This window comes from Cupriavidus sp. H18C1, assembly GCF_049311595.1.
Classification (GTDB): Bacteria; Pseudomonadota; Gammaproteobacteria; order Burkholderiales; family Burkholderiaceae; genus Cupriavidus; species Cupriavidus cauae.
In genome coordinates this window covers 2,287,716-2,301,734 of sequence record NZ_CP186008.1, presented here as the reverse complement: position 1 = coordinate 2,301,734, position 14,019 = coordinate 2,287,716, and the positions used below count along the sequence as shown (strand labels likewise).

Annotated in this window: 8 protein-coding genes and 2 pseudogenes; 1 reads left to right on the top strand and 9 read right to left on the bottom strand. The window is 68.0% G+C overall.

The annotated features are described in order from the left end of the window. Nucleotides 1-113: 113 nt before the first annotated feature. The 6 genes and pseudogenes from OJJOAM_RS10685 to OJJOAM_RS10660 form a co-directional block, all read right to left on the bottom strand. Nucleotides 114-737, bottom strand: a complete 624-nt coding sequence (locus tag OJJOAM_RS10685; RefSeq protein ID WP_174107841.1) for an MlaC/ttg2D family ABC transporter substrate-binding protein — start codon at nt 735-737, stop codon at nt 114-116. Between the two features lie 228 nt (nt 738-965). Continuing rightward, a complete protein-coding gene (locus OJJOAM_RS10680; protein WP_422647927.1) occupies nt 966-1,799 on the bottom strand; it encodes an MlaA family lipoprotein in 834 nt (277 codons plus the stop codon). Further along, the gene (gene mlaD / locus OJJOAM_RS10675) at nt 1,796-2,275 is read right to left on the bottom strand and encodes an outer membrane lipid asymmetry maintenance protein MlaD (RefSeq protein WP_422647926.1); all 480 of its coding nucleotides are present in this window, start codon (nt 2,273-2,275) and stop codon (nt 1,796-1,798) included. Before mlaD ends, OJJOAM_RS10680 begins: the two co-directional genes overlap by 4 nt. 49 nt (nt 2,276-2,324) lie before the next feature. Beyond that, a complete protein-coding gene (gene mlaE, locus OJJOAM_RS10670) occupies nt 2,325-3,086 on the bottom strand; it encodes a lipid asymmetry maintenance ABC transporter permease subunit MlaE (protein ID WP_422649568.1) in 762 nt (253 codons plus the stop codon). 26 nt (nt 3,087-3,112) lie between these two features. Beyond that, nucleotides 3,113-3,963: pseudogene (locus OJJOAM_RS10665) on the bottom strand (ABC transporter ATP-binding protein). Between the two features lie 256 nt (nt 3,964-4,219). Continuing rightward, entirely contained in the window at nt 4,220-5,398 is a 1,179-nt protein-coding gene (locus OJJOAM_RS10660; protein WP_422647925.1) for a Bug family tripartite tricarboxylate transporter substrate binding protein, read from the bottom strand. A 439-nt stretch (nt 5,399-5,837) separates the two neighbouring features. On the opposite strand from OJJOAM_RS10660, the gene OJJOAM_RS10655 reads away from it, so the two are divergent. Further along, entirely contained in the window at nt 5,838-6,368 is a 531-nt protein-coding gene (locus OJJOAM_RS10655) for a GNAT family N-acetyltransferase (protein WP_422647924.1), read from the top strand. A gap of 70 nt (nt 6,369-6,438) precedes the next feature. Here OJJOAM_RS10655 and OJJOAM_RS10650 read toward each other — a convergent pair whose 3' ends face one another. The 3 genes and pseudogenes from OJJOAM_RS10650 to OJJOAM_RS10640 form a co-directional block, all read right to left on the bottom strand. Beyond that, nucleotides 6,439-7,902: a glutamate synthase subunit beta gene (locus OJJOAM_RS10650; RefSeq protein ID WP_422647923.1), complete on the bottom strand. Its 1,464-nt coding sequence runs from the start codon at nt 7,900-7,902 to the stop codon at nt 6,439-6,441. 139 nt (nt 7,903-8,041) lie between these two features. After that, the gene (locus OJJOAM_RS10645) at nt 8,042-12,814 is read right to left on the bottom strand and encodes a glutamate synthase-related protein (protein ID WP_422649567.1); all 4,773 of its coding nucleotides are present in this window, start codon (nt 12,812-12,814) and stop codon (nt 8,042-8,044) included. Between the two features lie 412 nt (nt 12,815-13,226). Beyond that, nucleotides 13,227-13,953: pseudogene (locus OJJOAM_RS10640) on the bottom strand (transposase). Between the last annotated feature and the right edge of the window lie 66 nt (nt 13,954-14,019).

Here is a 14,019-nt window from a genome sequence, read left to right as displayed (position 1 = left end):
GGTGCGGTGAAGCCCGGGCACGAGCCGGCATTGTAACGCGGCGCAGCCTCCACGTGCTGCACCGCGTCGTCACGGCATGGCGGCCGCGCCGGGGCTCAACTTGCTCAGCCGGCTTAGCCCTTCGCGCTGGCCAGCTGGCGGTTGCGGTCCTGCAGGGTCTTGATCACGCCTTCGATGCCCTGCTGGCTGGCGATCGTGTTGAAGCTGCCCTTGTAGGCTTCGGTCAGCCAGGCGCCCAGCACGTTGATGTCGTAGACCTTCCAGCCCTGCGCCGTCTTCTCCAGGCGGTAGTCCATCTGGATCGGCTCGCCCTTGTTGATGACCTGGGTGCGCACGGTGACCTCGGTGTCTTCCGGCGCGGCGCGGAACGGGCGGAACTGCACAGTCTGGTCGCGGATCTGCGAGACGGCGCCCGCGTAGGTGCGGATCAGCAGCATCTTGAATTCCTCGACGATCTGCTTCTGCTGCTCCGGCGTCGCCTTCGCCCAGTTGCGGCCCATCGCGATCTGCGTGGTCTTCTGGAAGTTGGCGTTCGGCAGGATCTTCTGCTCGACCAGCGCGGTGATCTTGGGAATGCTGCCGGCCTGCATTTCCTTGTCGGCCTTGACGGTGGCCATCACGTCGTCCACCAGCGCCTTGATCAGCCCGTCCGGGGTCGAGGTATCCGGGCTCTGGGCCATGGCCGCGCCGGCCATGGCGAAGGCGGCGATGAAGGGAAGCAACAGTCGCTTGAACATGGTTTTTCCTTGTCTATCTTGTTCCGCCGGGGGCGGCGGGGGATGCGTACGTTGGAGAGCGCGCACCCCGGGCAAGTTCATGGTGCCGGGCGCACGGGGCGCTGGCACCGGTTATCACAGTTTGTTGCAGCGGTGACCGGGCGCTCACAAAGCCGGTGGGCCGCCCGTCGACCGCGGTGACGCCGGCGCCTCTCAACATCAGGGTCAGCGCCGGCGTTAAGCAATGCCTCACAGGCCAAGCCGGCCGGGCGACAGCGACGGCGCGACCGGCGGCACCGGCATGGTCTGGCCCGGCAGGCTTTCGCCCGAACCCGAGCTCGGCGGCGTCGGCTTGGCGTCGCTGTCGACGCCATCGTCCTCGCGGTCCGGCGGATTGCCGTCGTAGACCAGGTACTCGCGGCGCTGCAGATAGGCGTCGCGCATGAACGAGTAGCGGTCCAGCGCGGCCATCTCGACCAGGTTGCTCGCGCCCAGCAGTTCGGCACGGGCGCTGACCACGCGCACGCCGATCAGCGTATTGCGCATCCAGACCGGATGCAGGTAGGCTGACGGATCGGCCTGCCGGTCGACCAGCATGCCGCCGGTGTCGCGCACCGTGCTCGGGCCGAACAGCGGCAGCACCAGGTACGGGCCGGGCGGCACGCCCCACACGCCCAGCGTCTGGCCGAAGTCTTCCTTGTACTTCGGCAGGCCGGCCGGCGTGGCGATGTCGATCAGGCCGCCGATGCCCAGCACCGTGTTGATCGCCACCCGCATGGTGTCCTCGGCGAAGCGCGTCGGCTTGCCTTGCAGCAGGTTGTTCAGCGCCGAGTAGACGTCGCTGACATTGGAGAACACGTTGCTGACCGCGGTGCGGACCGGCGACGGCACGTAGTCGGCATAGACCTCGGCGATCGGGCGCATCACGCCCTTGTCGAAGTCCTCATTGATCTTGTTGACTTCGCGGTTGAACGGCTCGAGCGGGTCGCGCGGATTGGCGTCCGGCCCCGTCGCGCAGCCCGCCAGGGCGACCGCCATCGCGCCGGCCAGCAGCCAGCGCCCGTGAACTCCCGAACCCCTCATTTCTCCGCTCCCGTGCCGCCCGCGTCGGCCGCCTTGTTGTATAGGAATTGCCCGATCAAATTCTCCAGCACCACGGCCGACTGGGTCATCGTGATCCGTGCGCCGTCGGCCAGCATTGCGGTATCGCCGCCCGCTTCGAGGCCGATGTATTGCTCGCCCAGCAGCCCCGACGTCAGGATCTTGGCCGACGTGTCCTTGGGAAACTGGTAGCGCTGCTCCAGGTGCATCGTCACCGTGGCCTGGTAATTCTTGTCGTCGAAGCTGATCTGCGCGACGCGGCCCACCACCACGCCGGCGCTCTTGACCGGGGCACGCGCCTTCAGCCCGCCGATATTGTCGAAGCGGGCCTGCACGGTGTAGGTGTCCTCGAAGGTGAAGGCGCTCATGTTGCCGGCCTTCAGCGCGAGGAACAGCACGGCCACGAAGCCGGCCACCACGAACAGCCCCACCCAGAAATCGAGTGCGTTCTTTCTCATCGGAATTCTCTAGTTCAACCAGCGGGATGCGACAGTGCCCATGCCGGGCTCAGGTACTGAACATCAGCGCCGTCAGCAGGAAATCGAGCCCCAGCACGGCGAGCGACGCGATCACCACGGTGCGGGTGGTGGCGCGCGACACGCCCTCGGGCGTCGGCTTGGCCTCGTAGCCCTGGTACAAGGCGATAAACGTCACGGCAATGCCGAAGATAAAGCTCTTGATGACGCCGTTCAGCACGTCGTCGCGCACATCGACGCCGCCCTGCATCTGCGACCAGAACGCGCCGGCGTCGACGCCGATCAGCTGCACGCCGACGATATAGCCGCCGAGGATGCCGACCGCGCTGAAGATCGCCGCGAGCACCGGCATCGCGATCACGCCCGCCCAGAAGCGCGGCGCGACCACGCGCTGCAACGGGTTCACCGCCATCATTTCCATCGCGGTCAACTGCTCGCCGGCCTTCATCAGGCCGATCTCGGCGGTCAGCGAGGTGCCGGCGCGGCCGGCGAACAGCAGCGCGGTCACCACCGGGCCGAGTTCGCGCACCAGCGACAGCGCCACCAGCAGGCCGAGCGCCTGCTCGGAGCCGTAGCGGTTCAGCGTGTAGTAGCCCTGCAGGCCGAGTACGAAGCCGACGAACAGCCCCGACACGGCGATGATCACCAGCGACAGGTTGCCGACGAAGAAGATCTGGTCCGATACCAGCCTGAAGCGCCGCAGCATCGACGGCGACATCGCCAGCATCGCGAGGAACATCCGCGTGGCCATGCCCAGGCCCTCGACGCTCTGGCGCACCGCCGAGCCGATCATCGCGATGGCGTTGTAGAGCGCGCCCATCACCGCCCCGCCCCGCCGACGAAGTCCTCGGCGAGCGACGGCCCGCCGTAGTGGAACGGCACCGGGCCGTCGGCCTCGGCATGCACGAACTGGTGGACGAAGGGATCGGTGGAGGCTCGCAGCGCCTCGGGCTCCCCCTTCCGCCGCGATGCGGCCTTCGGCGATGAAATACACGTAGTCGGCGATCTGGAAGGTCTCGTGCACGTCGTGCGACACGATGATCGTGGTGGCGCCGAGCGCGTCGTTCAGCGTGCGGATCAGCCGCGCGGTCAGGCCCAGCGAAATCGGATCGAGCCCGGCAAAGGGCTCGTCGTACATCAGCAGAGAGGGGTCCAGGGCAATGGCCCGGGCCAGCGCCACGCGGCGCGCCATGCCCCCCCGAGATCTGCGCCGGCATCAGGTCGCGCGCCCCGCGCAGGCCCACCGCGTTGAGCTTCATCAGCACCAGGTCGCGGATCATCGATTCGGGCAGGTCGGTGTGTTCGCGCAGCGGGAAGGCGACGTTGTCGAACACCGACAGGTCGGTAAACAGCGCGCCGAACTGGAACAGCATCCCCATCTGCCGCCGTGCCGCATAGAGGCCGGCGCGGTCCAGCGTCGGGATATCGGCGCCGTCGAAGCGGACATGGCCGCGCTGCGGCCGGACCTGGCCGCCGATCAGCCGCAGCACGGTGGTCTTGCCGCAGCCGGAGCCGCCCATGACCGCGACGACCTTGCCACGCGGGATCCGCATGGACAGGCCCGACAGGATGGGCTTGCCGCCCGCCGCATAGGCGAAGTCGACCGCTTGCAGCTCGACGAGGTTGGGTGTGGTTTCAGTCACGTTGGCATCGCTAGGGACGGTCGGCATTATAAGTGCTAATACCTATACTCGTCCGTGCGCGTGCCGGGCAATGCGCCCGCGATGAAATGCTGCAACGCGGCGCGACGTGCGCTATCGAGCGACGAAGCGGAATCGGTTGCATTCCGGGCCAAGGCATGGCAGTGCACCGCAGCCCCGCGCCCTTCCAGTTGACGCCCTTCTCGCTGACGCCCTTCTCGCTGACGCCCTTCTCGCTGACGCCCTTCCGCTGATGCCCTTCCAGCAACGCCGGCCGTGGGGAGCCTCAAGGTTCGACCGGTCCGCCGGCCTGGCGCAGGATCACCTGCCACTGGATCGATTCCGAGCGGATCGAGGTGGCGAAGGCCTCGGGCGAGTCGCGCAGCGGCGTCAGCCCGACCGATTCCAGCCGGCGCCCGACGTCGCCCTCGCGCACCACCTCGTCGAGTACCGTGGCCAGCTTCGCCACGATCGCGCGCGGGGTCTTGGCGGGCGCCAGCACGCCGAGCCACGGTCCGGCGCCGTAGCCGTCGAGTCCACTCTCGTGCAGTGTCGGCACGCCCGGCGCCAGCGGCGAACGCGCCGAGCCGGCCACGCCGAGCAGCCGCAGCGTGCCCTCGCGCACATGCTGCTGGACCGCGGCGAAATTGCAGAAACAGGCGCTGATCCGGCCCGCGAGCATCTCCTGCACCAGCGCCGCCTCGCCCTTGGCGGTCACCAGCGGCACGCCGTTGGGGATGCCGCGCACCGCGTATTCCGCATACAGATGGGCCGGGGTGCCGGCCTGCGCGGTGCCGACGCTGTAGGCACCCGGGTTGGCCCGCACCGCCGCCAGCCACTGCTGCGCCGTGCGGATCGGCAGCCGCGCGTCGATCACCAGGAACAGCGGCATCGCCGCGACCCGCGCCACCGGCGTGAAGTCGCGCACCACGTCGTAGGGCAGCGGCTCCACGCCGGACTGGATCAGCATGGTGGATTGGTGCAGCAGCAGCGTATGACCGTCGGAACTGGCCTTGGCCACGACGTCGCCGGCGGTGGTGCCGTTGGCGCTCGGGCGGTTGTCGACCTCGACGGGCACGCCGAGCTTGGCGGTCAGCTTCTCGGCGAGCGTGCGCGCAATGGCGTCCGGCACGCCGCCGGCGGGAAACGGCACGACCAGCCGCAATGGGCGGGCGGGGAAGGACATCGGGGCGGAGCGTCCGGCGGAGGATGTCGCCGCAGATTGCCCGGCGGCGGGCGCGCTGGATGGCGCGGCGGATCGCGCGACCGGGGGTCCGGCCAGCGCGTCGCTGGCCGGGCCGAGGAGAGCCGACAGAAGGCACATCGCGACCACCGCGTGACCACCGCGCGCCCGGGGCCGGAAGCCGCGCCCGGTCGCGTGGTGCGCGCCGGTCGCCGTCACGGCGGGGAAGTGCAACGTCGCCTTACCTCGCCAAAGCCGCGCAAGCATGCGTACTTCGGGCATCAAGATCCTCCGGGGCGCCGCGCTGGAGGGGCGCCTGGATTGGCTGACAGGGGTGAGCGAGGCAGCGTTGTTCTTGCTGTGGACGATTGTACGGAGTCGGTTCCGGGGAGCACAGACCGCGTTAACCATAGCCGGGTCAACCCGGACGCACATCCGGCGACAGTCTGTTGCGGAGCCGTCGCCTGTCCCAGAGCCGTCGCCTGTTGCCGAGTCGCCTGTTGCTAAGCCGTCGCCCGTTGCCGAGCCGTCCCTGTGGCTAAGCGAGCGCCTGTTGCCGAGCGAGCGCCTGTTGCCCAGCGAGCGCCTGTTGCCGAGCGAGCGCCTGTTGCCCAGCGAGCGCCTGTTGCCGAGCGAGCGCCCGTTGCCGAGCGAGCGCCCGTTGCCGAGCGAGCGCCCGTTGCGGAACGGCCGCCGATTGGCGAGCCCTATAATCCGCGCCATGTCCGAATTCCTGTTGCGGCCGATGGCGGCGGCCGATCTGCCTGACGTGCTGGCAGTGCAGGCGCAGTGCTACCGCCCCGAATTGATCGAATCGGCCGACGCGCTGGCCAGCCGCCTGGCGCTGGCGCCGGCGCTGTGCTGGGTCGCCGCGCACGCCGAAGCGCCGCGCCGGCTCGCCGCCTATCTGCTGACCCACCCATGGCCGCGCGAGACGCTGCCACCGCTCGACGGCGTGCTGCGGCACGGCGATCCGGGGGCCGGCGAAACACCGCTGACCTGGTTCATCCACGACATGGCGGTGGCGCCCGCCGGGCAGGGGCGAGGGCTGGCGAAACGGCTGTACGAGAAGGCGCGGCATGGCGCGATGCAGGCCGGCCTGCGCTGCTCGCGCCTGATCGCGGTACAGAGCGCGGCGCGCTGGTGGCAGGGGCTGGGCTATGCGCAGGTGGCGCTGGCCGAAGAAGCGGCGACGAAGCTGTCGCGCTATGGGGACGGGGCGGTGGTGATGGGCAGGGAGCTCGGGGCGTAGCCCTGCGGGGCGATGCCGCTTGGCGGTTCGTCCCTCTCCCGTTGCGGAAGAGGGACGATACAGAACAACGTCAGCGCGGCAGTTCCGAATGCCCCATCAGGAAGGCATCGACCGAGCGCGCGGCCTGACGGCCTTCGCGGATCGCCCACACCACCAGCGACTGGCCGCGGCGCACGTCGCCCGCGGCGAACACCTTCGGCACGTTGGTGAAGTAGGCGCGCTCGCCCTCCGTCGAGGCCTTGGCGTTCTTGCGCGCGTCGGTGTCGACGCCGAACGCCTCCAGCATCGAGCCCACCGGGTTGGTGAAGCCCATCGCCAGCAGCACCAGGTCGGCCTTCAGCACGAACTCGCTGTCCGGCACTTCCTGCATGCGGCCGTCCTTCCATTCGACGCGGCAGGCCTTCAGCGCGGTGACCTTGCCGTTCTCGCCGATGAATTCCTTGGTCGCCACCGACCAGTCGCGCTCGCAGCCTTCCTCGTGCGACGACGAGGTGCGCAGCTTGATCGGCCAGTACGGCCACACCAGCGGCTTGTTCTCTTCCTCCGGCGGCTGCGGCAGCAGTTCGAACTGGGTCACCGACACCGCGCCATGGCGGTTGGAGGTGCCGACGCAGTCCGAGCCGGTATCGCCGCCGCCGATCACCACGACATGCTTGCCGTCGGCGCGGATCTCGTTGGGGCCGTCGCCGGCCACTTCCTTGTTCTGCGGAATCAGGAATTCCAGCGCGAAATGCACGCCCTGCAGGTCGCGCCCCGGCACCGGCAGATCGCGCGGCACTTCGGCGCCGCCGGCCAGCACGACGGCGTCGAACTGGTCCATCAGCTCCTGCGCCGAGATCGTTTCGCTCGCGTAGTTCTTGATGCCTGCCGGCAGCTTGCCGTCGGTCACCATCACGCCGGCGCGGAAGGTCACGCCCTCGGCCTGCATCTGCGCCATGCGGCGGTCGATCAGCGTCTTCTCCAGCTTGAAGTCGGGGATGCCGTAGCGCAGCAGGCCGCCGATGCGGTCGTTCTTCTCGAACACCGTGACGTCATGGCCGGCGCGCGCCAGCTGCTGCGCGGCGGCCAGGCCCGCGGGGCCCGAGCCGACCACGGCCACCGTCTTGCCGGTCTTGTGCGCGGGCGGCTGCGGCTTGACCCAATCCTCTTCCCAGGCCTTGTCGCCGATCGCGCGCTCGATCGACTTGATGCCGACCGGATCTTCATTGATGCCGAGCGTACAGGCTGCCTCGCACGGCGCCGGGCAGATGCGGCCCGTGAACTCGGGGAAGTTGTTGGTCTGGTGCAGCACGTCGATCGCCGACTTCCAGTCCTGGCGATACACCAGGTCGTTGAAGTCCGGGATGATGTTGTTGACCGGGCAGCCGTTGTTGCAGAACGGGATGCCGCAGTCCATGCAGCGCGCGCCCTGCACCTTGGCTTCGTTGTCGCTCAGCCGGAATACGAATTCCTTGTAATGCCGGACCCGCTTCGGTGCCGGTTCGTAACTCTCGCTCTGGCGCGGAAATTCGAGAAAGCCAGTCGCCTTGCCCATGTCGCTTCCTTGGGTTGTGCTCGGGGCGCAGCGCGACGCGCGCGCCCCGTTGTGAGGTCATTGTGGTGTGGTGGACGGCGAGGGCGGCAGCGATTCGCCACCGTTGCCGCCCTCGCCGTCGCGGCTGCGGTGCCCGCCCTCAGGCGGCGATCGCCTCGCGGTCGCTGTCGCGCGCGGCCTGTTCCTTGGCGTACATCTCGCCCAGCGCCCGCTTGTACTCGGTCGGGAAGACCTTGACGAACTTGCGGCGCGCCGTGGTCCAGTCCGACAGCAGCGCCTTGGCGCGCTCCGAGCCGGTGAAGCGGAAGTGCTGCTCGATCAGGCCGCGCAGGATCACCTCGTCCAGCTGGCGCTTGCCGCCGAACTTGTGCCAGCTCGCCGCGCTCTGGCCCTTCTCCTGGTCGGCGGCGCCCAGCACCGCTTCGAGCGCGACCATCGAGGTGTTGCAGCGCTTGTCGAACAGGCCGTCCTCGTCGTAGACGTAGGCCACGCCGCCCGACATGCCGGCCGCGAAGTTGCGGCCGGTGGCGCCCAGCACCACCACGGTACCGCCGGTCATGTACTCGCAGCCATGGTCGCCGGTGCCCTCGACCACCGCGACGGCGCCCGAGTTGCGCACCGCGAAGCGCTCGCCGGCCACGCCGTTGAAGAAGGCCTCGCCCGCGATCGCGCCGTACAGCACGGTATTGCCGACGATGATGTTGCGGGTGGGATCGCCGCGGAACTCGTGCGGCGTGCGCACGATCACGCGGCCGCCCGACAGGCCCTTGCCGACGTAGTCGTTGGCGTCGCCCACCAGGTCCAGCGTGATGCCGTGCGCCAGGAAAGCGCCGAACGACTGGCCCGCGGTGCCCTGCAGCTGGATGTGGATGGTGTCGTCCGGCAGGCCTTCATGGCCGTACTGGCGCGCCACCACACCCGACAGCATCGCGCCGACGGTACGGTTGACGTTCTTGATCGGCTGGATGAACGACACGCGCTCACCCTTGTCGATCGCCGCACGCGACTTGGCGATCAGCACGTGGTCCAGCGCCTTGCCCGCTTCCGGCGCCAGGCCGTGATCCTGCGTATCGGTGTGGAAACGCGGTTGGTCGCCCGGGAACGGCGGCTGGTAGAAGATGCGCGAGAAGTCCAGGCCGCGCGCCTTCCAGTGCTCGATGCCGGCACGGGTGTCGAGCAGGTCGGCGCGGCCGATCAGCTCGTCGAAGCTGCGGATGCCCAGCTGCGCCATGATCTCGCGCGCTTCCTCGGCGACGAAGAAGAAGAAATTGACGACGTGCTCGGGCTTGCCCTGGAATTTCTTGCGCAGCACCGGATCCTGCGTGGCGACGCCGACCGGGCAGGTGTTCAGATGGCACTTGCGCATCATGATGCAGCCCTCGGCGACCAGCGGCGCGGTGGCGAAGCCGAACTCGTCCGCGCCCAGCAGCGCGCCGATCACGACGTCGCGGCCGGTCTTCATCTGGCCGTCGGCCTGCACGCGGATGCGGTTGCGCAGGCCGTTGAGCATCAGCGTCTGCTGCGTCTCGGCCAGGCCCAGCTCCCACGGCGTGCCGGCGTGCTTGATCGAGGACCACGGCGAGGCGCCGGTGCCGCCGTCATGGCCGGCGATCACCACGTGGTCGGCCTTGGCCTTGGCCACGCCGGCCGCGACCGTGCCGACGCCCACTTCGGACACCAGCTTGACCGAGATGTCGGCCTGCGGATTGACGTTCTTCAGGTCGTGGATCAGCTGCGCCAGATCCTCGATCGAATAGATGTCGTGGTGCGGCGGCGGCGAGATCAGGCCGACGCCCGGCACCGAATAACGCAGCTTGCCGATGTAGTCCGACACCTTGTGGCCGGGCAGCTGGCCGCCCTCGCCGGGCTTGGCGCCCTGCGCCATCTTGATCTGGATCTGGTCGGCCGAGGCCAGGTATTCGGCGGTCACGCCGAACCGGCCCGAGGCGACCTGCTTGATCTTCGAGCGCAGCGAATCGCCGTCCTTGAGCTCGATGTCGCGCTCGACCACGTCGTCGCCGAGCAGGCTCTTGAGCGTGTCGCCGTTCTTGATCGGAATGCCGCGCAGTTCGTTGCGATAGCGCTTCTCGTCCTCGCCGCCCTCGCCGGTGTTCGACTTGCCGCCGATGCGGTTCATCGCGATCGCCAGCGTGGTGTGCGCCTCGGTCGAGATCGAGCCGAGCGACATCGCGCCGGTGGCGAAGCGCTTGACGATTTCCTTGGCCGGCTCGACTTCCTCCAGCGGAATCGCCTTGGCCGGATCGACCTTGAATTCGAACAGGCCGCGTAGCGTCATGTGGCGGCGGCTCTGGTCGTTGATCAGGTTCGCGTATTCCTTGTAGGTCTGGTAGGCGCCCTGCCCTTCGTTGGCGCGCACCGAGTGCTGCAGCTTGGCGATCGAGTCCGGGGTCCACATATGCTCTTCGCCGCGGATGCGGAAGGCATATTCGCCGCCGGCGTCGAGCATGTTTTCCAGCACCGGGCTGTCGCCGAAGGCGTCGCGGTGCAGGCGCAGCGCTTCCTCGGCGACCTCGAAGATGCCGATGCCCTCGACGTTCGACGCGGTCCCGTGGAAGTACTTCTGCACCAGTTCGCGCGACAGGCCGATGGCCTCGAAGATCTGCGCGCCGGTGTACGACATGTAGGTGGAGATGCCCATCTTGGACATCACCTTCTGCAGGCCCTTGCCGATCGCCTTGATGAAGTTCTTGATCGCCTTCTCGGCCGACAGGTCGCCCGACAGGCCGCCGGCCATCTCGGCCAGCGTTTCCATCGCCAGATACGGGTGCACGGCCTCGGCGCCGTAGCCGGCCAGCAGCGCGAAGTGATGGACCTCGCGCGCGGAACCCGTCTCGACCACCAGGCCGGTGGACGTGCGCAGGCCCTTCTCCACCAGGTGGTGGTGGATGGCCGAGGTGGCCAGCAGCGCCGGGATCGCGACGTGCGACGGATCGACGCGGCGGTCCGACACGATCAGGATGTTGTAGCCCGACTTCACCGCATCGACGGCCTCGGCGCACAGCGAGGCCAGGCGCGCCTCGATGCCTTCCTTGCCCCACTGCGCCGGATAGCAGATGTCGAGCTCGTACGAGCGGAACTTGCCGCCGGTGTAGTGCTCGATGTTGCGGATCTTGGCGATGTCCTTGAAGTCCAGCACCGGCTGGGACACTTCGAGGCGCATCGGCGGGTTGATGTTGTTCAGCTCGAGCAGGTTCGGCTTCGGTCCGATGAAGGACACCAGCGACATCACCATGTTCTCGCGGATCGGATCGATCGGCGGGTTGGTGACCTGGGCGAACAGCTGCTTGAAGTAGTGGTACAGCGTCTTGTTCTTCGACGACAGCACCGCCAGCGGCGAGTCGTTGCCCATCGAGCCGGTCGCCTCTTCGCCGGACAGCGCCATCGGGGCCATCAGGAACTTGACGTCCTCCTGCGTGAAGCCGAACGCCTGCTGACGGTCCAGCAGCTTGGCGGCGGGCTTGGCCTCGGAGGCGACGTCCTCGGGCTTCGCGTCGATCTCGTCGAGCTTGATGCGCACGGCGTCGATCCAGCTCTTGTAGGGCTTGGCGTTGGCCAGGTTGTCCTTCAGTTCCTTGTCATCGATGATGCGGCCCTGCTCCATGTCGATCAGGAACATCTTGCCCGGCTGCAGGCGCCACTTCTGCACCACGCGCGACTCGGGGAACGGCAGCACGCCGGCCTCGGAGGCCAGCACCACGACGTCGTCCTCGGTCACGTAGAAACGCGCCGGACGCAGGCCGTTGCGGTCCAGCGTCGCGCCGATCTGGCGGCCGTCGGTAAAGCAGATCGCCGCGGGGCCGTCCCACGGCTCCATCATCGCGGCGTGGTATTCGTAGAAGGCGCGGCGGTTGTCGTCCATCAGCGTGTGCTGCTCCCACGCTTCCGGAATCATCATCATCATCGCGTGGACCAGCGGATAGCCGGCCATCGTCAGCAGCTCGAGGCAGTTGTCGAACGACGCGGTATCGGACTGGCCCGGATAGATCAGCGGCCACAGCTTGGGCAGGTCGTCGCCCAGCACCGGCGACGAGATCGCGCCGGTACGCGCGTTGATCCAGTTGACGTTGCCCTTGACGGTGTTGATTTCGCCGTTGTGGGCCACCATCCGGTACGGGTGCGCCAGCTCCCAGGCCGGGAACGTGTTGGTCGAGAAGCGCTGGTGGACCAGCGCCAGCGCCGACACGGCGCGCGGGTCCTGCAGGTCGCGGTAGTACTCGCCGACCTGGTTGGCCAGCAGCAGGCCCTTGTAGACCACGGTGCGCGCCGACATCGACGGCACGAAGTATTCCTTGCCGTGCTTGAGCTTGAGCGCCTGGATCGCGTGGCTCGCGGTCTTGCGGATCACGTACAGCTTCCGCTCCAGCGCGTCCGTCGTCATGATGTCGCGGCCGCGGCCGATGAAGATCTGGCGGATCACCGGCTCGGTCTTGCGCACGGTCGGCGACATCGGCATCGCCGCGTCGACCGGCACGTCGCGCCAGCCCAGCACGACCTGGCCTTCCAGGCGGACAGTGCGCTCGAGCTCCTGTTCGCAGGCCAGGCGCGAGGCGTGTTCCTTCGGCAGGAAGATCATGCCGACGCCATACTCGCCGGCCGGCGGCAGGGTCACGCCCTGTTTTGCCATTTCCTCGCGGTAGAACTGGTCGGGAATCTGGATCAGGATGCCCGCGCCGTCGCCCATCAGGTGGTCCGCGCCCACCGCGCCGCGGTGATCCAGGTTCTCCAGGATCTTCAGGCCCTGCAGGACGATCTCGTGGCTCTTCTTGCCCTTGATGTGGGCGACCATGCCGACGCCGCAAGCGTCATGCTCGTTGGCGGGGTCGTACATGCCCTGCGCCTGCGGGCGGCCGGCGGGCGCTTCGGCCAGTTGCGGGGCCGGTTGTGCGGCCATCTGCTGTTGGGCCTGCTCGGCCGGCGGGATTTGCGATTGGTCCACGGGCTTCGATTCCGGTGAGGGCAGCGCGCCTCGTGTGGCATCGGCCGGAACGGCGTTCGCGTGCAGTCCGGGCGGACTGGGGGGCAGCGAAGGGGACCGCAGCGGCGTACACAGGACGTGACGCGCCGCACAATGAATGTGGGTGGAGCAAATATAAAAGAATCGTCCGAGGCCCGCAAAAAATAAAATGGGGTCGGATCATATTAACCGATGCCCTGTTTTGGTGATGGTCATTAATTGGGGACATATTACTAATGCACCATTTGGGGGCGGTTTCGGCGGGTTATCCGTGGCGGTCATACGTGGCTGCTATCGCCGCCGCTATCCAGGGCCGTCCCGACGGCCATCGACCGAGGCCGGGCACCGATCATGACGCTTCCGCAGCATCGGGTTCGGCCGATGGACGCTTCGGCCGCCCCTTCGGCAGGGGCTGCACACGCCGTTCCGCATGGCGCTCCAGGCCCCGCAGGAAGGCCTCGCCGCCCAGCGGCCAGCCGCTATGCGCGTGCTTGCGCAGCACGGCCAGCGTGGACGACGACAGCCCTTCCGCCGCCAGCGATTGGTAGCGCGACTGGCGCTCGAAGGGCGTATTGCCGAGCGCCCAATAGGCGGAGTGATCGCTTACAAAGGGGCTCGCCTCCAGCCCGACATGATGGCGATGGCTGCTCCATCGATCCTCCTCCGGCGTGTTGGCCTCGCCCGCCCGGACGGCGTTGCCCTCGACATAGAGCATGGCTGGCAGCATCCAGGCGTCCGGCTCCAGCACCGCCGACCGGAAGCGCCCTTCCCACAAGGTACCGGTGCGGTTGGCGACGCGATTGAAGTAGCGCGCGTAGCGGCGGCCCACCGCCTGCATGGTCAGGCTCAGCGCGTCGTCGCGGCGCGGCGTCGCCACCAGATGGATATGGTTGGGCCGCAGCCCATAGGCATGCACCGCCAGATCGTGCTCGCGCGCCGCCATGCGCAGGCAGTCGAGGTAGAAGCGGTAGTCATCGGGACCGAGGAAGACCGGCTGGCGGTTGTTGCCACGTTGCAACACCCAGTGCCGGCAGGCCGGTCGGAGAGAAGCGGGGGAAGTCGTGCCATGGCGCCATCGTGTCAGAGCGATGGCGCCATGATAGCTGATCTGTCCCTATTTTCTGATGCGCGGACCTGGTGTG

Bases quoted from the DNA above. Each gene is read 5' to 3' on its own strand.
- OJJOAM_RS10685 (WP_174107841.1), bottom strand. From the start codon at position 737: ATGTTCAAGCGACTGTTGCTTCCCTTCATCGCCGCCTTCGCCATGGCC.
- OJJOAM_RS10680 (WP_422647927.1), bottom strand. From the start codon at position 1,799: ATGAGGGGTTCGGGAGTTCACGGGCGCTGGCTGCTGGCCGGCGCGATG.
- mlaD (WP_422647926.1), bottom strand. From the start codon at position 2,275: ATGAGAAAGAACGCACTCGATTTCTGGGTGGGGCTGTTCGTGGTGGCC.
- mlaE (WP_422649568.1), bottom strand. From the start codon at position 3,086: ATGATCGGCTCGGCGGTGCGCCAGAGCGTCGAGGGCCTGGGCATGGCC.
- OJJOAM_RS10660 (WP_422647925.1), bottom strand. From the start codon at position 5,398: ATGCCCGAAGTACGCATGCTTGCGCGGCTTTGGCGAGGTAAGGCGACG.
- OJJOAM_RS10655 (WP_422647924.1), top strand. From the start codon at position 5,838: ATGTCCGAATTCCTGTTGCGGCCGATGGCGGCGGCCGATCTGCCTGAC.
- OJJOAM_RS10650 (WP_422647923.1), bottom strand. From the start codon at position 7,902: ATGGGCAAGGCGACTGGCTTTCTCGAATTTCCGCGCCAGAGCGAGAGT.
- OJJOAM_RS10645 (WP_422649567.1), bottom strand. From the start codon at position 12,814: ATGGCCGCACAACCGGCCCCGCAACTGGCCGAAGCGCCCGCCGGCCGC.